General features: G+C 62.0%; 18 protein-coding genes. 9 read left to right on the forward strand and 9 right to left on the reverse strand.

Going from position 1 to position 21,623, the window contains the following annotated elements; all coding sequences use genetic code 11:
- Window positions 1-47: 47 nt before the first annotated feature.
- Entirely contained in the window at window positions 48-1,229 is a 1,182-nt protein-coding gene (locus ACY9XZ_RS13090; RefSeq protein ID WP_463457458.1) for a glycosyltransferase, read from the reverse strand.
- Between the two features lie 125 nt (window positions 1,230-1,354).
- On the opposite strand from ACY9XZ_RS13090, the gene ACY9XZ_RS13095 reads away from it, so the two are divergent.
- The gene (locus ACY9XZ_RS13095; protein WP_463457459.1) at window positions 1,355-2,779 is read left to right on the forward strand and encodes a sulfatase-like hydrolase/transferase; all 1,425 of its coding nucleotides are present in this window, start codon (window positions 1,355-1,357) and stop codon (window positions 2,777-2,779) included.
- A gap of 13 nt (window positions 2,780-2,792) precedes the next feature.
- On the opposite strand, the gene ACY9XZ_RS13100 is transcribed toward ACY9XZ_RS13095, so the two are convergent.
- The 3 genes from ACY9XZ_RS13100 to ACY9XZ_RS13110 form a co-directional block, all read right to left on the reverse strand.
- Entirely contained in the window at window positions 2,793-4,229 is a 1,437-nt protein-coding gene (locus tag ACY9XZ_RS13100) for a flippase (protein ID WP_463457460.1), read from the reverse strand.
- A 186-nt stretch (window positions 4,230-4,415) separates the two neighbouring features.
- Window positions 4,416-5,555: a glycosyltransferase family 4 protein gene (locus ACY9XZ_RS13105; RefSeq protein ID WP_463457461.1), complete on the reverse strand. Its 1,140-nt coding sequence runs from the start codon at window positions 5,553-5,555 to the stop codon at window positions 4,416-4,418.
- A gap of 100 nt (window positions 5,556-5,655) precedes the next feature.
- A complete protein-coding gene (locus ACY9XZ_RS13110) occupies window positions 5,656-7,299 on the reverse strand; it encodes an ArnT family glycosyltransferase (RefSeq protein WP_463457462.1) in 1,644 nt (547 codons plus the stop codon).
- 285 nt (window positions 7,300-7,584) lie between these two features.
- Between ACY9XZ_RS13110 and ACY9XZ_RS13115 the strand changes: the two genes are divergently transcribed.
- The 4 genes from ACY9XZ_RS13115 to ACY9XZ_RS13130 are packed head-to-tail and all read left to right on the forward strand — an operon-like array spanning window position 7,585 to window position 12,481.
- The gene (locus ACY9XZ_RS13115) at window positions 7,585-8,589 is read left to right on the forward strand and encodes a glycosyltransferase family 2 protein (protein ID WP_463457463.1); all 1,005 of its coding nucleotides are present in this window, start codon (window positions 7,585-7,587) and stop codon (window positions 8,587-8,589) included.
- A gap of 2 nt (window positions 8,590-8,591) precedes the next feature.
- On the forward strand, window positions 8,592-9,887 hold the full coding sequence (locus ACY9XZ_RS13120) for a sulfatase (RefSeq protein WP_463457464.1): 1,296 nt from the start codon (window positions 8,592-8,594) through the stop codon (window positions 9,885-9,887).
- Window positions 9,888-9,926: 39 nt separating this feature from the next.
- Complete coding sequence (locus tag ACY9XZ_RS13125; protein WP_463457465.1) at window positions 9,927-11,030, forward strand: sulfatase-like hydrolase/transferase; 1,104 nt, start codon at window positions 9,927-9,929, stop codon at window positions 11,028-11,030.
- Window positions 11,030-12,481, forward strand: a complete 1,452-nt coding sequence (locus ACY9XZ_RS13130; RefSeq protein ID WP_463457466.1) for a lipopolysaccharide biosynthesis protein — start codon at window positions 11,030-11,032, stop codon at window positions 12,479-12,481. Before ACY9XZ_RS13125 ends, ACY9XZ_RS13130 begins: the two co-directional genes overlap by 1 nt.
- Before the next feature lie 40 nt (window positions 12,482-12,521).
- Here ACY9XZ_RS13130 and aglG read toward each other — a convergent pair whose 3' ends face one another.
- A complete protein-coding gene (gene aglG, locus ACY9XZ_RS13135) occupies window positions 12,522-13,457 on the reverse strand; it encodes a glucosyl-dolichyl phosphate glucuronosyltransferase (protein ID WP_463457467.1) in 936 nt (311 codons plus the stop codon).
- 96 nt (window positions 13,458-13,553) lie between these two features.
- On the opposite strand from aglG, the gene ACY9XZ_RS13140 reads away from it, so the two are divergent.
- The gene (locus ACY9XZ_RS13140) at window positions 13,554-16,367 is read left to right on the forward strand and encodes an oligosaccharyl transferase, archaeosortase A system-associated (protein ID WP_463457468.1); all 2,814 of its coding nucleotides are present in this window, start codon (window positions 13,554-13,556) and stop codon (window positions 16,365-16,367) included.
- Window positions 16,368-16,503: 136 nt separating this feature from the next.
- Here ACY9XZ_RS13140 and ACY9XZ_RS13145 read toward each other — a convergent pair whose 3' ends face one another.
- The 4 genes from ACY9XZ_RS13145 to ACY9XZ_RS13160 form a co-directional block, all read right to left on the reverse strand.
- Window positions 16,504-16,683, reverse strand: a complete 180-nt coding sequence (locus ACY9XZ_RS13145; RefSeq protein ID WP_424329508.1) for an HEWD family protein — start codon at window positions 16,681-16,683, stop codon at window positions 16,504-16,506.
- 89 nt (window positions 16,684-16,772) lie between these two features.
- The gene (locus ACY9XZ_RS13150) at window positions 16,773-17,228 is read right to left on the reverse strand and encodes a hypothetical protein (RefSeq protein WP_463457469.1); all 456 of its coding nucleotides are present in this window, start codon (window positions 17,226-17,228) and stop codon (window positions 16,773-16,775) included.
- A gap of 66 nt (window positions 17,229-17,294) precedes the next feature.
- Window positions 17,295-17,738 carry an acyl-CoA thioesterase gene (locus tag ACY9XZ_RS13155; protein ID WP_463457470.1) on the reverse strand — a complete coding sequence of 148 codons (444 nt, stop codon included), beginning with the start codon at window positions 17,736-17,738 and terminating at the stop codon, window positions 17,295-17,297.
- A gap of 56 nt (window positions 17,739-17,794) precedes the next feature.
- Complete coding sequence (locus tag ACY9XZ_RS13160) at window positions 17,795-18,070, reverse strand: PadR family transcriptional regulator (RefSeq protein WP_004515723.1); 276 nt, start codon at window positions 18,068-18,070, stop codon at window positions 17,795-17,797.
- 246 nt (window positions 18,071-18,316) lie between these two features.
- On the opposite strand from ACY9XZ_RS13160, the gene ACY9XZ_RS13165 reads away from it, so the two are divergent.
- From ACY9XZ_RS13165 to purM, 3 genes are read left to right on the forward strand one after another with little or no spacing between them, the layout of a single operon-like run.
- Entirely contained in the window at window positions 18,317-19,846 is a 1,530-nt protein-coding gene (locus ACY9XZ_RS13165) for a TraB/GumN family protein (RefSeq protein WP_463457471.1), read from the forward strand.
- Complete coding sequence (locus ACY9XZ_RS13170) at window positions 19,846-20,520, forward strand: zinc metalloprotease (protein ID WP_463457472.1); 675 nt, start codon at window positions 19,846-19,848, stop codon at window positions 20,518-20,520. Before ACY9XZ_RS13165 ends, ACY9XZ_RS13170 begins: the two co-directional genes overlap by 1 nt.
- Window positions 20,521-20,580: 60 nt before the next feature.
- Complete coding sequence (gene purM / locus ACY9XZ_RS13175) at window positions 20,581-21,597, forward strand: phosphoribosylformylglycinamidine cyclo-ligase (RefSeq protein WP_463457473.1); 1,017 nt, start codon at window positions 20,581-20,583, stop codon at window positions 21,595-21,597.
- Window positions 21,598-21,623 lie beyond the last annotated feature (26 nt).

Consider the following 21,623-nt stretch of genomic DNA (forward strand, 5'->3'; position numbering starts at 1 on the left):
CGACGGCTTAAGACCTTTCGATGCACGTGATGTGTGACAGCACGACCTCACCTGGACAGCGAACGATACAGATCGAGGTACTCTTCCGCGATTTTCCGCCAGTCGTACTTCTCCTCCACGCGCTCTCGCGCCTGTCTGGAGATCTGCTTGGTGAGTTCGTAATCGGAAAGCAAAGTGGTGACGGCGTCCGCGATTGGTTCCGGTGACTCTATCGGGACGACAAATCCCTCTTCCCCGTCGCGGACCATCTCGCGCGCTCCGGAGATGTCGGTGACGACCACCGGACAGCCGGTCGACATCGCCTCCAGACGGACCAGCGAGAAACTCTCCGACCGGGACGGGTGGACGAAGGCACGCGCCCGTGAGAGGTGTTCCCGGACGATAGACTGGTCGACGTACCCGTGGAACGTGACGTTTCCCTCCAGATCCAGACGCTCGACCTGGGCGTGCAGTTCGTCTTCCAGTGGCCCATCACCGAAGACGTTGAGGTGGACGTCCGGATGCGCCTGCCGGATTACATTGAGCGCCTCGAACAGGATATCGTACCCCTTCCGTTCCCGGAGGCTGCCGATAGCCACGAGTTCCTTTGAGTCGGCAGGCTCGCTGTACTCGAAGAAATCCGGATCGACGCCGAGCGGTATCGTCCGGAGCTTCGACTGGTCGACGAACTCGGCGTACTCCTCTCGGGCTTCCTCGTGGACGACGACGACCCGATCCGCGGCTTCGAGTGTTCGCTCGAATAGCTCCACCCTCGGCGGATCCAGAACGACGTCGCGCGTCGCATCCACGGCTGCATGTAGCGGGTCCGTGAGCGACCGCGAAAGATCCCTCCCGATCCACGAGGAAAGCATACGGTTGAACTCCTCGGCCATGATGGCGTGTCCCGCCTGGCAGGGCCCGACAACGACCGGGACATCGCCCTGCAGACCAGAGACCAGGAGCGGATTGAACCACCGGTAGCTGAGGTTCATGTGGTGGTAGATGTCCACGGGCTCGTGACGCAGTTCCCGCAAAAGCGTCCGGTATAATTTCGCGTAGAACGCGATCCTGTTAGAGCCGCCAAGCGGGTGCACGGTGACGTTTTCGGGGTCGAGTGGATCGGAAACCGTTCTCGTGTACGTATCGAAAGTGAACTGATCGTCCCGGAGGTTGTTCAAGAGATTGTAGCTCTTCCCGTATTCGTCGTTGTGCATATCCGCTTTGGTCGGCCCGACGAGAACCCGCGGCATGGGTGGTGATGGAGTAGTGGGAGAGTTAACCGTTGTGTCTGGCGTTTCGGCATTGATTGCACTCGGTATTTTACGCGCTGTACTTCACGAAAGACATATTATTGCCACTCCGGTCACTCAATACAATGAATTCGCCGAACGTTCTCCTCGTCATTCTTGATAGCGTCCGAGCGAAAAATATGAGTCTTCATGAGTACGGTGCCCGGACGACACCGTTTCTCGAACGGTTCGCCGACGAGGCTGAGGTTTACGAACAGGCGCGCGCGCCGAGCATTCACAGCGTTTCGAGTCACGCGAGCATCTTCACCGGCTATCACGTCCCTGAGCACGTCGTGACCAAGCACGAATCGGAGCTCGATCCGAAGAGCACGATCTGGCATGAGCTCGCGAACGACTACGAGTATGAAACGGGTATTTTCACCCCGAACGTCGTCGTCAGTGTATCTTCGAACCTGGTCGAACCGTTTCAGACTGTCGACGGGCCGCGACAGGATCCCGGGCATCGATACTTCGAGTCGGGAATCGCACCCTCAGATATCGAAGGTCACCAGACGAACCGCGATTACCTCACCCGGTGTTTCAACAGCGATGCGCCACTGCGGTCGGTCATCAACGGTCTGTACTTCCAGTATTACGACGGCGGGACCGACACCGAAGACGAATCGGCCACTGAATACATCGATTCCTTTCTCGACTGGTCCGGCGCTCGAGACGGGCCGTGGGCGGCGTGTCTCAACCTGATGGACGCACACTACCCATACGAACCGGACGAGGAGCACGACTACTGGGGTGGCGACGAGTTACAGGACCTCCACGACTCCCTACCGGCTCCGCCGTCGCGAGAGATCGCTACGGACGGAGACTGGTGGAAGCTCCGAGCGGTCGAGAGTCTCTACGACGGGTGTATCAGGCAACTCGACGCCGCGATAGAATATCTCACCGCGGCGCTCAGGGAACGGGGTGATCTGGACGAGACGCTGCTGGTCATTACAAGCGATCACGGTGAGGGATTCGGCGAGCGGAGCCGAATCGATCCCGATGTTCAGGTCGCGGATCATAGCTGGGGCATCAACGAGGTGCAAACGCACGTGCCGCTCATCGTTAAGCGACCGGGCGACTCGGACGGCGTCGTCGAAAATCGTCTCGCGAGCCTCACTCGGTTCCCCGACGTGGTCAGGGCCGAAGTGGCCGGCGAGCGCGGGTCGTTCACTGTAGACGACTACGCGATAGCTATGACACACAGACTCGAACACCCCGAGCGTGTACTGCCAGCGGCGTGTCCGGACAGGGAGAAATACGGCGGCCCGTGGCGAGCGGTCTATCGACAGGACGGGGACTACGTTCGAAAGGACGCCGACCACGGGTCCCGAGCACGAACGATACTGGTAGAGAACGCTCAGGTGTCCTACCCGCGGGACGGGGAAGAGCCGTCTCTCGGAAGGGTTTACGACAGCTTCGAAAACAGGGGCGTTCGGAAGGACCAGGGGGGCGGAGCGGCGCTCGACGACGAGGTCGAACAGCAGTTAGAGGAGTTGGGCTATCTCCGGTAACTGGTGCTGTCGATCATCGCAGTGAGGCGACCTGCGGGACGTTGTCGAGAACCACGGTTCGGAACTGGGACGAGATGGACACGAGAACCAAAAAATAGGTGGCCGCCCCGAGGACGATGAGCGCGGTCGTGGTGATTTCGTTCGGGAACGGCTCGTTCGCCCGGGCCAGCGCGCCGCTGAGAACGGTGATGAGTGCTCCCATCGCCACCGTCGCCCCGATCTGCCGGGCGATCTCGGCGACGGGAACGCCGAAATCGAGATGTCTGCCAAGGATGTAGTACCCGCCGATCAGACTCAGGAACGAGGACAGCGCGGACGCCAGCGCCGCTCCGATCATGCCGATGGAGTAGACCAAGACAACGTTCAGCGTCACGTTCGAGGCGATCAGTATCCCGTTTACCTTGAACGCCGCCTTCGGCCGGTCAATCCCACCGAGCGCGTTCGTGAACTGCTTTTGGTAGCCGTAGAACAACACCGAGAGGATGAGGAGCCCGAGGACTTGAGCGCCCTGCACGAACTCATCACCGTAGATTCGAAGGATACGGTTTGACAATAATAGCCCGCCGACGAGACCGGGTATGGTCACCAATCCGGTGTAGGATAACGCGTCCTCGACGAGGGAGGCGACCTGTTGGTCCCGGTCGTCTACCGACAGCTTACTCAGTTCAGGAAACAGCGCACCGCTGATCGACGTACTGAAGATGATGAGGAAGTTCGCGATGTTCCAGGTGATACCGTAGACGCCGACGAGCGAACTCGGCACGAACAGTCCGAGAACGATAACGTCGGCCTGCTGGAACGTCTTTCCTTCGAGTCGCCCCATCCAAGCGTACTTCGCGTAGTCGACGAGCCGCTCGAAGTGGTTCTTCCGGGGCAGGTGGTACGGTCCGCCGAGAACGTAGAGCCCGGCGATCACGAGCACGAGCCCGCCCAGCGCGTACCCCATTACGAGCGCAGTCAGCCCAAAGCCTAGGAGGACGCCGCCGACCTGTAACACCGTTCTGGCAATTCGCCGAGCGACTTTGAGCACCGCCGCGATGTGGACCATGTGGGCTCCGTTGAGCATCGCATCAACGTACGACCCGAGCAGACCGACCGCAAGGAGGACGATCACGAACCCGATCCGGTCGACCTCAAAGCTGCTGGTAATACTGTCCTGAAAGAGCAGTAAGCCGACGATGATGACAGCACCGATGAACCCAATAGTGAGCCCTCCCGCAAGCTTGTACTCCCCGATGTCCGCTCCCTCGCTGACCCGTTTCGTGATTGCGCTGCCGATTCCGATAGAGCCCAGGAGCGAGAGCCACGCGACGAGAGAGAGTAGCAAGTAATACCTGCCGAGGACTTCCGCACCCAGCAGCCGCGCAAACAGGATCGTCGCGATAAAGCCGGCCGCAGAAGAGAGCCCCTTCGAAACGAAAGAGATGAACGACGTTTGTCCGATGCGCATCAGTATGGGTCATGCAACGAACAAGACCGTATAAGAACTATTGATATCGCCGTAACTGCTAGCCCCCGGCCCGACTCACGCGCGCTGAGGCGGTCGTCGATCAGTCGGGTTCATCTCTCGTTGCTCCCCGGTCGGAAGGAAGACAGGCTACTAACCACCCGGATTTGCCGATGCGTGCAGTACCTGCTATAGTCGAGAGAGAATGGTGCTGTACCGTTCACAGGCGGCGTCGAAACTGTACTCGCTTTCGATCAGGTCCCGCCCGGCTTCGCTGATACAGTCCAGGTCGTCCCGGTCCAGAATATCGATGATGGTCGCTCGGAGCGCAGCCGGCTCCCGCGAATCGAGGAGAAAACCAGTCTCTCCCTCTCGAACCACGTCTGGGACACCTGAAACCGGTGAAGCAAGCACTGGCGTCCCACAGGCCAGCGCTTCCAGAATCGTCGTCGGAAGCCCCTCCGTCGGCTGTGACGGCAGCACGAGCAGCGAGAGGTCGTTGAGTTGGTCGGGCACGTCGTCGTGATCCACCCAGCCGGTGAGTTCGACCCCGCCGCTTTCGATTTCCGCCGCGAGTTCGGTTTCCAGCCACTCCCGCAGGTCGCCGTCGCCGATGAACCGGAAGGTCACGTCCTCGGGCAGTTCCGCGGCGACAGTCGCGAGTTCGCGGATCCCTTTCTCCTCGTCGAGCCGTCCGAGGAACCCGACGATTCGGTCGCGGTCGGCGTAGGGCTGCCCGACGCGGAACTCGTCTGTTCGAACGTACCGCGCACCCGTCGGATACACTGTCGGGGCTTCCGGATGGAGGTCCAGTTGGCGAGCCATCTCCGGCGTGTAGGTGATGACCCCGTGGGCCGCGGCGAAGCCGACCCGTTCGAGTGCGCGGACTGCGCCGGCGAGTCCGGCAGCCACCTGTTCGGGCAACTGTTGTTCCCAGTTCAGTCGGAGCGTCAGCGGGACGTCGCCGCGGGGTTCGACGAGAACCGTTTTGCCGAGCAGTCGTGCCGCGACAATGGGCAACAGGTACGAGGTCGCGCCGAAAAATAGGACCACGTCCTCCTCTCGGCCGGCGATGACTCGGCACATCCGAAGTTGGTTCAGCAGGAACCGAACGGCTGCGGTGATAACGGACTCACCCGCGCCTTTCTGCGTGAGCTCGACGAGTTCGTGCCGATCACGAATCTCGGAGTCAGCCGGCAGATCAGCCGTCACGAGCGAGACAGCCGTCACAGCTGACAGGATGTCGAGCAGGCTCCGGGTCGCGTTCTCGCCAGCGGCGGCGAGGGGATGGGTTACGACACAGACGCTCGGAAGAGACTCGTCGGTCACGGTCGACCCCAGTTGTGAGACACGGTTGCGTTAGCTATCATGTTGTATACTTGTATAACGCGGGCAGGCGGCGGGGAGTGGCGTCGACACACAGTTGTCATCAGCAGGTCGGTTCATCGTCTATCCGCTTCAGCACAACGATAGTCGGGTTCCCGTCCTCGGGGAACGACGATAGTCCGGCGCTGTCTTTGAATTTCCGCTCCGCACTGAGTTCGGTATCAATCGGCGGACCGAACGTCCGGACGATCTCGTACTCTTCCTCGGCGAACAGCGCCGACATGCGGTCGGTCACCTCGGGATACACCGATGGGTCCTTGAAAAATCGGAAGTAGTGGTAGCTGGAGAGGACAACGTACTCGGGCGCGTTACAGTCCAGCCGATCAAGTCCGGGTTGCCACTCTTCGCGGGGGAAAGAAGAGTGTATCTCGTATCGGTTCACCGTCGTTTCCTCGGGGAATTCCGGGAGGTACACTCGCTGTGAGTATACGTCGACGGTATCGGAGCTATCTAGGTTGTTGTGCGTCCACTCGGTTGCGTCCTGGCGTGACTGGCTGATATCGGTAACACCGGCGACGGTGTGTACGCCCGAGAATACCACAACCAGCGTCAGGAGCCCGAGACCGGCCACGCGGACCGAGCGGGCCGACTGGGTCAGCTCGGATCCGGCGATGCCAGCCAGGACTGCGAGAATCGGGAACAGCGGCATTACCCGGGGGAACTGTGTCATGTTCCCCTGTATGAGGACCGTAAAGTACGGAACGGCATAGAGGAACAACAGCCAGCCCGCGTTATCGACCGCACCACGCAAGAGGAACGCGACGACAAGCACTACGGAGAGTAGCGAGAACAGGAACAGCGCTATCCCCTGTCCTTCGGCGAGATGTGCGAGTTGGATGAGCCATCCGGGGTCCGACCAGCTGTACGAAACATCACTTGTACTCCGGACGACGTACCGGGATATCTCGTCGGCCCACGAACCCGGATGAACGAATAACGACGGCGTCGTGGTGACGTATCCGAGTATCGTTAGCGCCGGGTACCTCCAGACCGTTCCGATAAAGTCGGCGACGGTCGCCGACTCGCCCCAGTGGCGTTCGATGATGACGACAGCGATGGGCAGGACGAGGAGCCCGGCAGTCGCCTTCGTCGACGTTGCCAGACCGGCCACCAGCGCGGCAGCGAGAAGCGTTCTGGTTTCCGGTGTGTGAAACGCGCGAACCGTGAGCAGGAACCCGAGCATCAGGAAAAACGTCATCGGGACGTCTTCAGTGGCGTAATGGGCCGTCAGGACGTACCCGACAGTGAACGTGAGAAACACCGACGAGAGGATTCCGGCCCGGCGATCCAGTAGCTCCCGTCCCAGATAGTACACGACGACGACAGTACCAACGCCGAACAGGACAGAGACAAGCCGACCGGCGAACAGCACGTCGTAGAACGCTGTGAGGAGGTCCGGAGACACGCCCCAGCTGGGCGAACTCCCGACACTAGCCGCTCCCGACATGATATCACCGAGCTGTCCGGTCACGAGCCAGTACAGCGCGACCGGGACGAACGAGAGCGCGAGCAAATAGAGGTGGAGGTTCCCTCCTTTCCGGAAGCTGTCTATGAAGGGGTTCTGCTCGTAGCCCATCCTGAGTGCGAGTTCGATAGCGCCGGTTTCGTCGGGAAACGTCAGATGCGGGCGCAGCCGCCAGGTTCCGTAAAACATCAGCAGGAACGCAACGAACGCGACGAGTAGCACATACGGCTCGCGTCGAACAAATTTGCTGATTCTGTCCCACAAACTAGAGGGCATTTCCTCGTGATTGACTACTGATCGTAATAGTCTGTACGGTTCCGGGGAACGGCAACTAAATCCCGTCACCTGGCGGTAGTTGCCGGCCGGTGTATTGCTCCAAAGATATTACTTGAACAGTGCTCTGATACTCCAATACGGTTGATATACGGGTTATCCGCCTGACTCGGACAGGTAGCAAATGGCAACTGTTAATAAATGCGCATCTTGTAGCACATACAGAGCCTTAAGATGGCAAAGACAGGGAGCATACCGGATGGATCGGTCGTGGCAGCGACATCGACCGACAGTGACGTCCAGACCTCTATTGTGCTTCCTGCCTATAACGAATCCGAGAACCTGGAGCCGCTGATCGATGAGATCCAGTCTACGTTCCGTGACGATACGGCGTACGGGCCGTACGAAATAGTTATCGTTGACGACGGAAGCACGGACGGGACGGCCGAGGCGATACGACAGATCGCGACGGACCGTGACGAAGTGACCGGCGTCCTCCTCCGACGCAATTTCGGACAGAGCGCCGCACTGGCTGCCGGAATCGACTACGCTACGGGCACTTACATCGTGACGATGGATGCTGACCGGCAAAACAACCCGGCAGACATCCCGAAACTGCTCACGAAGCTCGAAGAGGGGTACGACTGTGTCAGCGGGTGGCGGCGTGACCGCGACGATCCGCTCTCGAAGACCATCCCGTCGGCGATACAGACGCGGTTAGCGAAGCTGACCGGCCCTGACATCCACGACTTCGGGTGTACACTGACCGCCTATCGGGCCACGGGACTGAAAGAGATAGACCTCTACGGGGAGGGCCACCGCTACATCCCGGCGAAGTTACACAAGCGCGGGTACAAGATAACGGAGCTACCCGTCGACCACCGACCACGAACCGCCGGGGAGACGAAGTACGGCATGAAACGGCTGGTCAAAGGATTCGTCGACCTCCTGTTTCACGTCTTCTGGAACCGGTTTTCCACCCGGCCGTCGCATTTCTTCGGTGGTATCGGGCTGGTCCTGATGATGATCGGTACCCTCATCGGCTCCCACATGGTCTTTCTTAAATACGCCTTCGGACGCTCGCTGGAGCCGCACGTACCGCGGCTCATACTGACCGTCGCCCTCGTCATATTCGGCGTTCAGTTGGTGATGTTCGGCTTCCTCGCGGAGATGATCGTGAAACAGCAATATCGGGACGAGGAACCGTACCGCGTGAGCGCTATTATCGGTGAAGACTGACAATGCAAGATTTCAAATCACCCGCCATCGAGAACGTACTGCTCGTCAGCATCGACTGTCTCCGTGAAGACTGGCTTCAGCGGGGAATCTCGGAGGGCATCGTCCCGACGCTCGAACGACTGGCGACTGACGGTCTGTACTTCGATCAGGCGTTCACCGTGGCGAACACCACCGACCCGAGCCTCACGTCGTTCATGACCGCCTCGTACCCCCACACGCACGGCGTGCAGGAGAACGGCTGGGGGCTGGATGAATCTGTTCCTGTACTCGCAGAGGAGATACAGGAGGAAGGGCACGACACGTTCGGCGTCGTCAGTGTCGACCACCTCAGCGATGAGCACTCGGGGCTCGGACGCGGGTTCGACGAGTACTGTGACGGAGGCGGCTCCTACGATACGCTGTACCCGATTCTGAGTCGAATATACGACACGAAGACGTTCAACACGGTGTTCGGCGCGGTGAAGGATATCGGAACGGAACAGTGGAACCTGAAGTCGCTCCTGCGCCAGACAGGCCTCATCAGGCTGCACTGCCGAACGGCCAAGAGCGTGACACAGGACGCTGTCGACCAGCTCGACCGCGTCGACGGCCCCTTCTTCGGCTGGGTCCACTACTTCGACATGCACGAGCCGCGGAACTACGACCGGAGCGATCTCGACGAACACGACGAGTACACGGCCGCGATGAAACTCGTTGACGGGTACGTACAACAGTTACTCGATGAACTCGAAGCACGAAACCTCCGTGAGGATACGCTCGTAATTCTCACCGCCGACCACGGCGAGGCGCTGGACGACCACGGCTACACGGGCCACGGCCGACAGCTCTACGACGAGGAGCTCCACGTCCCGCTCGCGTTCCATCACCCGGACATCGACCCGGAGACCGTCTCCGAGCAGATCCGAACGATCGACATCGCGCCGACGGTGCTTGACCTGCTGGACGTCGAAGTCCCGGACGAGTTCGAGGGGTGGAGCATCCGCACGAACGACGACGGCACGCCGCCGGGTGACCGCGACGCCTTCCTGACTGCTTATCCGGAGTTCGCGGAGTCGATCGGCCTCCGCACGCCCGGGTGGAAACTAATCCGTGAGGGGGCCGAGCACGAGCTGTACGACCTCTCGGCGGACCCCGACGAGACGAACGACCTCGTCGCCGCTGGCGCGACAGACGGGACGCCGTACGACGACCTCCGGGAGAAGCTGGAAGCGTGGGACAGCGCCGGGAGCGACGTCAGCGACCAGGACGTCGATGCCGACACCCAGGAGATGCTGAAAGACCTCGGCTACGTGGACTGACCGCAGGACTCAAGTGTTTCTCAATCGGTGCTGGTAGCAATGAGGGACATCATCTTCGTTACTGCAGACTCCGTCCGCTACGATTTCTTGGACGCAATGGAGTTCGTTTCTACGTTCTCGAACCACCGGGGCGTGACCGGAGCCCACTACACGCGACCGAGCCTCGCCAGTATTCTGACCGCGTCGTACCAGGGGGCTATCGAATCCCGCGCGATGTCCCCGACGGTCGCCGAGGCGTTCTCTCAGACCGGGTACACGACGATCGGTCTCTCCTCGTCCCCCCACACTGACCCGCGGTTCGGGTTCGACGCCGGGTTCGACGTGTACAACAACTACTGCGAGGCGGGCAACCGCGGCAATCCACTCAGGCAGTTCGCGTCACAGTTCGACCTCATCCGGAAGGTCTACCACCGCTTCCGGCCACCCCATGCGAAGTTGTCGAACCGGCTACCCGACGACGAACTCATCGACAACGCGATAGCGGCGTTCAACGACGAGTCGGGGCCGCGGTTCATGTGGCTCCACATGATGGGGACGCACCGCCCGTACGGCCTCGGTGACGACGCCGTCCCCAAAGAGATAGACCGGAAAGCGCTGTTCGCTCCAGAGACGATCGACGCGGACGAAAAAGAGACGATCACGGGGAAGTACCGCCAGTCCCTCGCCCGGGCGGACGCCGAGATCGAGCGACTGATCGACGCCGTCGACTCGTCGGACCCGCTCGTGGTGTTCAGTTCGGACCACGGCGACGAGTTCGGCGAAGACGGCCACTACTTCCACCAGCCACAGCGGCGACGGGTGGCTGACACGCTGACGACCGTTCCCGTGGCGACGAACGACCTCTCGCTGTGTGAGCCACTCAGCGTCCTCGACATCGCGCCCTCGCTGCTGGGCGAAGTCGGTGGTGAGATTCCCGACGAGTGGCACGGGAAAGACGTCCGCGAGACGCCACGCGACCAGACGCTCACCATCGCCCCGTGGCACGGGACCACGACCGTCGCGTGGCAGGACTTCGAGACGAAGATCGTGAGCCGTGACGCCGACGTATCGATGGTTCGGAACGGTGAAACGGTCGACGTCGAACGGGACGACGTGGACGACGACCTCAAACAACAGATGCGCGACCTCGGCTACGTCGAGTGATGGCCGATGACGGCAGCATTCTGAAAGGGTACCTCTCGGTATTCACCGGCGACCTCGGTCGGCTCCTGACGTTCGCCGTTTTCATCCCGCTACTAGTTCGTACCGTTGGCGAGGACGGGTTCGGGACTTACGCGCTGGTGATGGCGATTTTTCTCCCAAGCCGGAAGATACTGAATCTCGGGCTGTTCGAAGCGACCAAGACGTACGCGTCGCGGGAAAGTGGCGACGACCGCACCAGCGTCGTCACCACATCGTTTGCACTCCATCTCGGGAGCCTTCTCATCGGGATTCCGACGCTAGCTCTGCTCATCACTTGGTTTACCGACGGAACACTGCAGTTGGCGCTGTACCTGATGCTCGGCGCGGTCGTCGGCGAGCAACTGTACTACTTCGGGCGTGGCGTCCTCCACGCGTACAAACGGGAGGAGCTCGCTGAACCGCTCGTTCCCGCCCGGTCAGTCATCCTCGCTGTCGTGGGGCTCACCTTAGCTGGTTCCGGGTACGGTGTCCCGGGTGTCTTCGCCGGGTTCGCGACCGGGTTTCTGCTTACTGGACTTGTTTCGACGGGACTGGCGTTCCGTGAGGCCGGAGTATTCCCGTCGATAGGCAGCCTGGCCCTCCGAACGTACACTCAGCCACTGGTACGGTTCGGAGTCCAGTCGATGGCGCTGACGCTTCTGCTGACGAGCATGTACAAGGTGGATGTCCTCCTGGTCAGCCATTTCTGGGACGCGACGAAAACCGGGCACTACCGGGCGGCACTACAGGTCTCTGAGTTCATGTGGGTCGTTTCAGTAGCGATGGAGATGGTAATGATTCAGTCGACGGCGGACCTCTGGGCGGACGGGAAGCTAGGTCAACTCACCTCGCTGCTGTCGCGGCTCCTCCGGTACGTCGTCGTCCTCACGGTGTTGCTCGTCGCCGGCGTGTTCGTCTTGGGCGAGCAGTTCCTCACCGTGTATTTCGGCGCACCGTACGAGGCAAGCGTCCGCCCGCTCCAGGTCCTCCTCCCGGGCGTGCTCGGGTTTGCTGTCGCACGGGTCATCTGGCCCGTGCTACAGGCCGGAGGGCACCTGCGACAGTTACTGCTCGCGACGGGGGCGTCGGTGGTCGTCAACGTCGTACTGAACCTGCTGTTGATACCGCGTGTCGGGATCATCGGCGCGGCTATCGGCACCTCTGCTGCATATGGGCTTATGGCAGTGACCCACGTTGCAGCCGCACGTAACGTCGGGCTCAAGCCACTCACCGGGTTCCCGGCGGGTCGGGTTCTCGCTCTCGGTCTCGGCACGACGCTGCTGTTGCTCGCACTGGAACCGTACGGACCGTGGTTCGTCGATCTGACCGTTCTCCCACTCGTCGGGCTGGGGGTCTACGCGTTCGGGAGTCACGTTTCCGGTGTCCTGACTATTGGCGAAGCCACAGACGTGCTAGATTCGGTACTGAACTGAGACGCCGCTACGGTACTGAGGCCTGACGGACGGACCGCGGCTACCGCCAGACGTACATCCCGTAGAGGTATCCGACGCCGACGCTGCCGGTGAGAAGAAACAGGAAGATGAGTTGCAGTACCGCTCCGAACGATGGGGATTCGGCGAGTCCACGGAGACGTGCCGGAACGAATCGAAACAGGAGGTCACCGAGGAAGTCGGACTCCTCGCCGGTCGACTCGGGAACGAACACTTCCATCCCGCGCTTGGAGTACCCCTGCCAGAACGCGCGGTCGACGAGCCAGCCGGGGTCAGTACGGTAGTCGAATATCTTGTGGGCGACGAGCGCGTCCGGGGTGTAGTACACCCCTTCGTCGTACTCGGTTCGCAGGCGCGCACAGAGCTCAGTCTCGCCGCCCTGGAGGTTCTTCTCGCCCTGGCGGCCACCGATGTCGTCCTCGAACCCACCCAGTTCGAGGAACACGTCCCGATCGAAGGAGATGTTCGAGCCGAAGGTGTTGCGCACGACGCCGGCTTCGTCAGGGTCGCCGTTCGGTCCGAACCCGCGGTGGGTGACGCCGATGAGCCAGTAGAACTCCGCGGGCAGAAAGCTGGGTTTGCCGGCGACCCAGGCTGGGGTCATTCGGCCACCCACCGCGAGCGCGTCGTGTCGTTCGTAGGCATCGACTAACTCTTCGACCCATTCCTCGTCAGCGATAGCATCGTCGTCGATGAACGCGACCACGTCACCCGTAGCGACTTCGGCCCCGTTGTTCCGGCTCTCCAGCAGGCCGACGTTTTCGTCGTTACAGTGGATCAGAACGCCGTCCAGATCCCCGAAATCAGATTCGTACTGTTCGTACACAGCCCGGTCCCCATCCGAAACCAGTACAAGCTCCACGTCGTCGTAGGTCTGGGCTAAGACGCTCTCGGCCGCCGCTCGGCAGTCATCGTATCGCTCCATCGTGTGCGTACAGAGCACGACCGAGACTCGCATGGTCGGTGGTGTGCCACCGGTGCTGTTAGGCGTTTCCATCCTGCGCTCGCACAGAGGTCAAAAGGCTTATGCGCGCCTTGGCAGTTTTTCCGTGCAATGAGTCAATCACGGGGCTATCTTGACGACAACCCCGAACTCGAGTCCGCCCTGGAGTGGGCCGAGCGCTGGTACCACGTCCCGGTCCTCCTGGTACTGCTCGGGTTCATGCTGTGGAATCGCGTCCGGAGTTGGCAGAACTTCATCGTCGACGGCGAGGTGCTCTTCAGCGGGAACGACGCCTGGTATCACTACCGCTCGACGCAGTACGTCGTTAACAACTGGCCCTCGACGATGCCGTTTGACCCCTGGACGGCGTTCCCCTACGGGACCAGTAACGGCCAGTTCGGGACGCTGTTCGACCAGCTCATCGCGACGGCCGCCCTGATAATCGGTCTGGGTTCCCCCAGCGATCAGACGGTCGCGATGACCCTCCTGTTCGCACCGGCCGTGTTCGGGACGCTCGTTGCGATTCCGACGTACCTCATCGGTCGGCGACTCGGCGGCCGAATCGGCGGGGTGACCGCGGTCACCGTGCTCGCGTTCTCGACGGGGTCGCTTCTCCAGCGGAGCCTCGTCGGGTTCTCGGATCACCACGTCGCGGAAGCGCTCTTCCAGGTACTCGGCGTCCTCGGCGTCATGGTAGCAGTCAGCGTCGCCGCACGGGACAAGCCGATCTACGAGCAGTTTCTCGAACGGGACGTCGCGGCACTCCGGGACACGATTGCCTGGTCCGTCCTGGCTGGCGTCGCCATCTCGCTGTATCTCTGGACCTGGCCGCCCGGTGTCCTGCTGCTCGGGATACTCGGTGTCTTCTTCTTGCTCCGATTGAGCTTAGAGTACGTTAAGGATAGCAGCCCGGAACACACGGCCATTGCGGGCGCGATCACGATGACGACTGTCGCCGTGCTCAGTGCGTCTCGGATCACCGCCCTGGAAGTCACAGCAACGTCTCAGTCGCTGCTCCAGCCGAGTCTGGCATTGGCCGTCGGTTTCGGCTGCGTGTTCATGGCATGGCTGGCCCGGTTCATGGAACAGCGCGAGTACGGCCGGTACGTGTATCCGGCAGCCGTGTTCGGGATTCTCGCGTTCGGGGCCGTTCTGCTGGCAGTGTTGGCGCCGAACCTGTGGAATTTCCTGACCCGAAACGTGATGCGGGTCGTCGGGTTCACGATCAGCGAAACAGCCGGCACCGTCGGTGAGGCTTCGCCGCTGCAAAACGCCGGCATCCTGTTCGACCGACACGGGTTCGCCGTCATCGTTGCGGCGATCGGTGGCCTCATTCTGCTCGGGAAACAGTTCCTCTCCGACGACGCGCCTGCGGAAGAGCTACTCGTCGTCGTCTGGGCACTGTTCATCCTATTCGCCACGTTCACCCAGCGGCGGTTCGCGTACTACCTCGTCGCGCCGATCGCAGTGCTGTCGGGGATGCTCGTCGGCCGGTTCATCGTCTGGTTCGATTTCAGCGCCGACGACGGCATCGAATACTATCAGGTCTTGACCGTTCTCACGGTCCTTCTCGTCATTGTCGTCCCGCTGTTCGCCTTCGGTGCGACGCCGGTCGAGGCCGGATCGACAGGTCCCGGACCGGCGATCCAGAACTGGGACGAGAGCATGCAGTGGATGGAAGCCAACACGCCCGCGGAAGGCGCGTACGGATCTGGCGGTGAAGCGACGCTAGATTACTACGGCACCTACCCACAACAGGACGACTTCGACTACCAGGAAGGCCAGTACGGCGTCCTGTCGTGGTGGGACTACGGGCACTGGATTACGACGCGGGCCGAGCGCGTGCCGAACGCGAACCCCTTCCAGCAGGGAACGGACACGGCCGCACCATTCCTCGTTGCACAGAACGAAACGCGGGCGAACGATATCCTCGACAGCACAGACGAGGATGACGCGAAAACGCGGTACGTCGCTGTCGACTGGAAGATGGCCGAGACCAACGGAAACCTCGGTGGGAAGTTCTTCGCCCCACCGGCCTTCGTCGACGGGGTTCAGTCCAGTGATTACTACAGCCGGCTGTACCTCCAGTCCCAGGGTGGCGTCCAGCAGGTAACGTTCCAGCGGCAGGCCTACTACGAGACCATGGTCACCCGGCTGTATCGGTTCCACGGCAGCGCCGCGGAGCCACAGCCGATCGTCGTCGACTGGGAGAACAAGCAGACACAGCAGGGTGCCCAGTACCGCGGTGCACCGACCAACGAACAGGAACCGGAGGGCCAACAGCAAGGGCAGGTCATCCGGCAGTTCGAGTCGATGGAGCAGGCACGTCAGTACGTCGAAGAGGACGCGACATCGCAACTCGGTGGCTACGGCGACAACCCCAGCGAGCGGGTGCCGGCAATGGAGCACTACCGCCTCGTCGGTTCCAGTGAGACAGAGGCGTTCCCGAACAATCCGCAATACCGGCACTCCGCCTGGACGAAGATATTCGAACGCGTGCCCGGGGCAACTGTCGAAGGCACCGGCCCGGCGAACACGACAGTGCAGGCCGCCGTCCAGATGCGCAACCCGGCCACGAACAAGACATTCGTCTACCGCCAGCGGACCCAGACCGATCAGAACGGGAACTTCGAGATGACCGTCCCCTACTCGACGACTGGGTACGAAGACTGGGGTACTGACGAAGGGTATACGAACGTGAGCGTCCGCGCCGAGACCCAGTACCAGTTCACCGCCGTCGGGACCAACAACGGGGAGCGAACTGGATTCACTGGCACGACTGAGGTCACGGAAGGACAGGTCATCGGTGAGGACGGTTCTGCCGCGACCGTCGAACTGGAGCCGATATCGGTTCAGCAGGGCGACGGGAACAGCGACGAATCGCGCATCCCGACGACCGAGAACACGGCTAAAGCAGGAGCGTAGCGGGTTAACGGTAGCCGGGCACTGCCCGGACAACTGTTCGACTCAACCCAGGTTTTTTACGGGATTTCGTCGACGGACTGCGTTCTATCAGTGACGCACCTCTCCGCGAGAAATCGACAGTAGCGGTGCCGCGAACTCACTCGGCCAGCGGATTGAACGTGCCGTTGATGTCCCACTCGTGGAGACAGTGTGGGTCGCCGGACTGTTTGGTGCCGTCGTCGGTGACGATACGCCAACTGTGTCGTTCCGGGTCCCACTCGTCGACCCGCCCACACCGCTCGCATTCGCGTTTGCGTGGGGTGACGATTTCAGCCATATCTGGTGCAAGCGCGTGGGTGGTTATCAGGCTGCCGGTCCCTGACGACCCTGACCGAAGCGATTCGCAACCGACGACGTGCACGGAGTTCAAAAGTCCGGGAGGTCGTCCGCACCGACTTCCTCCGCTTCCCAGTCGATGTACTCGTCGGCAAGCACCTCACAGACGACCTGTCCGAACTCGGTCAGCCCGGCGTTGATGCCCGAAACGGTTCCCCAGGATTCGATGTCGGGGTGGATCTCCCGCTCGCGCCAGTCCTCGGGCAGGCCCGGGGCGTGGTAACCGACGCGGCCCGCGAAGGAGTCCCAGAAGAAATCGAACTCCTCGATGAGCCCCAGATCGGTGACGATTGCCCACTGATCGGCATCGAGCGACGCGTCCGCGGCCCATTCCTCGAAGGCATCTTCCCACGCCCCGTCGTCGAGGGCCTCCGCGAGCTCGTCTCGCCGGTATTCGTCGCCCTGCACGTCCGCATCGTCGTACTCGTCGGCAGCGACGCCGGTGGACAGTTCCGGTCGCTTCGGCGTCTCGACATCGAGTGTCATAGTCGTGGTAGGCGGGGGAGCGGAATAAAGGTCACAATATTCGGTACCTGATTGCAACCGACAGTTTCAGCGCTTCGCCTCCCCATCGAGGGCGCGCTGTCGCAGCCGCTCACCCCGGTCCGTTTCCGTAGTCACGTCGGGGACTGGAACCGGATTCCGGTCCTCGTCGACGGCGACGTACACCGAGTACGACTCCGTCGTCGATTCGGATTCGCCGGTTTTGGGGTCCTCTCTGGCGGCCCGGAGCCGAACCTTGACGCTCGTTTCACCGGTGTCGTAGACGAACGCCTCGATGAGCGCGGTGTCGCCGACGGGTATCGGGCGCTTGAAATTCACCTGATCCATCCGGACGGTGACACAGGTTTCGCCGGCAAAGCGCATCGCCGACATCGCACCGAGTTCGTCCATCCATTTCAGGACGTTTCCCCCGTGGGTCGCACCCAGGTGGTTCGAGTGGTTGGGCTGGACCATCCAGCGGTTCTCGATATAGGTTTCCAGTACCGTTGGCACGGCGAGAGGTTGGCCAGCACCCCGGTTGAGTCTGTCGAACGGGTCGCAAAAACCAGCTACGCGGAAACGTACTGCGCTTCCCACTCTTTCCGGGCGTCGAGTTCGCGCTGGCCGCGCTTGGTCAGCGTGTAGAAGTTCGTTCGACGGTCGCGTTCGCCCTTCTCGATAAGGGCCTTCTCGACGAGCGTATCAAGATTCGGATACAGTCGGCCGTGGTTGACCTCGCTCTCGTAGTAGTTTTCGAGCTCTTCCTTGATCGCTAACCCGTGGGGCTCGTCAAGGCCTGCGATGACATACAGCAGGTCCCGCTGGAATCCAGTCAGATCATACATCGTATATCCGACACAGTTTGACCCCATACATATCAGTCTTTTGAATCGGTGGAATATCCAGGTCTCAACGAATACCGACACCGTCCCGTAGTTACCACTGCATTTGTGGCTGTATTAACACGAGAGTCGGTAATACCTTCGCCACGTGACGAAAACATACAAAGCCACCAACATAATTTCCGAAACCGGTTTCGGCAGTCAGCCGGACCCGACAAGGGTAAAGGATACGAATGTGTAACGCGGATGATGACCGAACACGCGGAGTCGGCGGCAGACGCGTTCCCGGAGCCGTCAGGGACGGGGCGCGTCGACGTCGTCGGAACCGCCCACGTTTCCGAGCACAGCGTCAAGGAAGTGGAAGCAGCGATAGAGGAGTCCGAGCCCGATATCGTCGCCGTCGAACTCGACGAGGGCCGGTATCGCCAGATCAAGGGCGAGACCCCCGACGACCTGGATGCGAGCGATCTCCTGCGCGGAAACACCGTCTTCCAGTTCCTCGCGTACTGGATGCTGTCGTACATCCAGACCCGGCTGGGGGACCGATTCGACATCGAGCCGGGCGCGGACATGAAGGCGGGCATCGACGCCGCCGAACGGCTCGGCCTCGGCGTCGCGCTCGTCGACCGGGACATTCAGACGACCGTCCAGCGGTTCTGGGCGCGGCTGACGGCCGTCGAGAAACTCAAGCTCGTCGGCAGCCTCGCGGCCGAGATGGGGCCGCCGTTGACCGTCGGGCTGACCGTCGGTGCCGTCTTCGGCGGGCTGGTTGCGGTCGTCGCCGGGGCCTTCGGTGGCCCGTTCATCGTCCCAAGTGGCTCCCTGTCGGTTTTGCCGGGCGGCCTCGGCGGCACAGTCGAGGGCCTGCTCGACACGCTGTTGCTCATCTGTGTCGTCGCGGCCGGTATCGGGATTCCCATCGCCGCGCTGCTGGTCCGGTTCCGCGGCGAGGCTGACGTCGAGGAGTTCGACATGGAGAAACTGACGGACACCGACGTGGTCACCGCGATGATGGAGGAGTTCCGGCAGTTCTCCCCCGGCGGAGCCGAGGCGCTCATCGACGAGCGCGACGCGTTCATCGCCCACCGTCTGATCGCCCTCCGCGAGGCCGGCTATCACGTCCTCGCTGTCGTCGGCGCCGGCCACCGTGAGGGCATCGAGAACTACCTTGACAACCCGGAGTCGCTCCCGCCGATGGAGTCGCTCATCGGCACCGAAGGCGGTCGACGCTTCTCACTGTACAAACTCGTCGGCTACGGTTTCGGCGTCGTCTTCCTCGTTTTCTTCGGCCTCCTCATCCTCGGTGGCGCGAGCCAGGCAGTGCTGTTAGAGCTGTTCATCGCGCTGGTGGTAGTCAACGCCGTGCTGGCCGGCGGGCTGGCGAAGGTGGCCGGCGCACACTGGTCGAGTGCCGCTGCCGCCGGGGCCTTCGGCTGGCTGACGAGCCTGTTTCCGCTGCTGGCCGCTGGCTGGTTCGCGGGCTACGTCGAACTGCGATACATCTCCGTCAACATCAGCGACATCGCGACGCTCAACGAGATACTCAACGACCAGGAGTCCCCGGTGCGTGACCTCGTCAGTCGGATGCGCGGCGTGCCGCTGTTTCGGTTGATCCTCGTCGTCGCGCTGACGAACGTCGGCAGCGCGATTGCCTCGTACGTCGTCTTCCCGATCCTTATTCCGTATATCTCGTCGGACATCGGCGGGATGCAGGGCGTCTCACGCCTGCTCTGGCAGGGCGTCCGCGAAGGGACGCAGATACTCGTGGGGGTGCTCTGATGGCTGGCCGACGACAGCGCGCCACCGAGGGCCGGACCGTCGGCGGCCTCAGTTTCAGTCAGCGCGAACTCCGGGACCTCCTTATCGCCTGGCTCGCGCTCGGGCTGGCCTTTACCTTCTTCCTCGAACGGGAGTTCCGACGCATTGTCTTCGGCCAGTTCGGCGGGCTGTCGACGGGCGAGATCCTCAGTACGTTCGCGGTCAGCCTGCTGACCGTCGGCGTCGGCTTCCTGTTGCACGAACTGGCTCACAAAGTCGTCGCTGTCCGGTTCGGCCAGATCGCCGCGTTCCAAGCCGATTACCGGATGCTCGGGTTCGCTGTTCTGGGCGGCCTCGTCGGCTTCCTGTTCGCCGCGCCGGGCGCGGTCGTCCACCGCGGCCGCCTCACGGCGAAACAACACGGCCTCATCGCCGTCGCTGGCCCGGTGACGAACCTCGCGCTCGCCGTCGTCTTCCTCGTCCCGTTCATCGTAACCGAATCTATAGGAGTCGGAGGATTCCTCAAAGAAGTCTCCGAAATGGGCCTGCAGATCAATCTCCTGCTCGCCGGCTTCAACATGCTGCCCTTTGGCCCGCTCGACGGCCGAACGGTACGAGAATGGAGCACGCCTGTGTTTCTGGTCGTGGCGATCCCCTCTATTTTGCTCGGAGTCGGTGCGTTGTTCGTTCTCTGAGCGGCTCAATCGCTCCGCCGGAACGACGCTCTTTTGCCCGCGCCACGCACGCTCTCGGGTATGACCGACGGTGAACCCGAGACCGACGACACGGACGAGGAAGACGCGGAGGGGCTGACCTACGCGGAGACGGGCGTGGACATCGACGCCAGCGAGGCGGCGACGAAGGCGCTCATCGGCGCGGCCGGCGAGTTCGAGGGCGACTACGCCGGGCTCGTCGACATCGGCGACCAGTACCTCGCGCTCGCGACGGACGGCGTCGGGACAAAGCTCCTCGTCGCGGAGGCCGTCGACGACTACTCGACCATCGGCATCGACTGCATCGCGATGAACGCAAACGACCTCATCGCGACCGGCGTCGAGCCGGTGGCCTTCGTCGACTACCTCGCGGTTGAGACGCCCGACGAGGGGACGAGCGAGGACATCGGTGCAGGGCTCCGGACGGGGGCCGAGCGGGCTGGCGTGGCGCTGGTCGGCGGCGAAACCGCCGTGATGCCGGACGTGATCAAGGGGCTGGACATCGCCGGCACCTGCGCCGGGCTGGCGCCGAAAGACGCCGTCTTCCCCGGCGAGGCCGAACCGGGTGACGCAATCGTCGGCTGGCCCTCCTCCGGGATTCACTCGAACGGCCTCACGCTCGCACGCGAAGCGGTCACGCGCGACCACGAGTACACTGACCCGTTCCCGCCGAAGCCCGACAGGACCATCGCCGAGGAGCTGCTGACGCCGACGCGGATCTACAGCGAGGTGCTTGCCCCCCTCCGGGCCAACGAGACACACGCGGCGGCCCACGTCACCGGCGGCGGCTGGACCAACCTCACGCGGATGGGAAGCTACCGGTACGAGATCACGGATCCCTTCGAGGCCCAGGACGTCTTCGAGTTCGTTCAAGCGGAAGGGGACGTAACCGACGAAGAGATGCACCGAACGTTCAACATGGGCACCGGGTTCGTCGCCGCGGTCCCCGAAGCCGACGCCGACGAGATTGTCGCCGAAAGCGAGGACGCTCGCGTGATTGGGACAGTGGCCGACGGAGACGAGGCGGTCGCGATTCGCGGCCTGGAACTCACCGACTGAGTGGTTTGAAGATCTGACGGAATCCG

The sequence above is a fragment of the Haloarcula sp. HT12 genome (genome assembly GCF_055271655.1).

Excerpts from the sequence above, each read along its gene's own strand:
- ACY9XZ_RS13090 (WP_463457458.1), bottom strand. The coding sequence starts at position 1,229 with ATGCCGCGGGTTCTCGTCGGGCCGACCAAAGCGGATATGCACAACGAC.
- ACY9XZ_RS13095 (WP_463457459.1), top strand. The coding sequence starts at position 1,355 with ATGAATTCGCCGAACGTTCTCCTCGTCATTCTTGATAGCGTCCGAGCG.
- ACY9XZ_RS13100 (WP_463457460.1), bottom strand. The coding sequence starts at position 4,229 with ATGCGCATCGGACAAACGTCGTTCATCTCTTTCGTTTCGAAGGGGCTC.
- ACY9XZ_RS13115 (WP_463457463.1), top strand. The coding sequence starts at position 7,585 with ATGGCAAAGACAGGGAGCATACCGGATGGATCGGTCGTGGCAGCGACA.
- ACY9XZ_RS13120 (WP_463457464.1), top strand. The coding sequence starts at position 8,592 with ATGCAAGATTTCAAATCACCCGCCATCGAGAACGTACTGCTCGTCAGC.
- ACY9XZ_RS13125 (WP_463457465.1), top strand. The coding sequence starts at position 9,927 with ATGAGGGACATCATCTTCGTTACTGCAGACTCCGTCCGCTACGATTTC.
- ACY9XZ_RS13130 (WP_463457466.1), top strand. The coding sequence starts at position 11,030 with ATGGCCGATGACGGCAGCATTCTGAAAGGGTACCTCTCGGTATTCACC.
- aglG (WP_463457467.1), bottom strand. The coding sequence starts at position 13,457 with ATGCGAGTCTCGGTCGTGCTCTGTACGCACACGATGGAGCGATACGAT.
- ACY9XZ_RS13140 (WP_463457468.1), top strand. The coding sequence starts at position 13,554 with ATGAGTCAATCACGGGGCTATCTTGACGACAACCCCGAACTCGAGTCC.
- ACY9XZ_RS13145 (WP_424329508.1), bottom strand. The coding sequence starts at position 16,683 with ATGGCTGAAATCGTCACCCCACGCAAACGCGAATGCGAGCGGTGTGGG.
- ACY9XZ_RS13150 (WP_463457469.1), bottom strand. The coding sequence starts at position 17,228 with ATGACACTCGATGTCGAGACGCCGAAGCGACCGGAACTGTCCACCGGC.
- ACY9XZ_RS13160 (WP_004515723.1), bottom strand. The coding sequence starts at position 18,070 with ATGTATGATCTGACTGGATTCCAGCGGGACCTGCTGTATGTCATCGCA.
- ACY9XZ_RS13165 (WP_463457471.1), top strand. The coding sequence starts at position 18,317 with ATGACCGAACACGCGGAGTCGGCGGCAGACGCGTTCCCGGAGCCGTCA.
- ACY9XZ_RS13170 (WP_463457472.1), top strand. The coding sequence starts at position 19,846 with ATGGCTGGCCGACGACAGCGCGCCACCGAGGGCCGGACCGTCGGCGGC.
- purM (WP_463457473.1), top strand. The coding sequence starts at position 20,581 with ATGACCGACGGTGAACCCGAGACCGACGACACGGACGAGGAAGACGCG.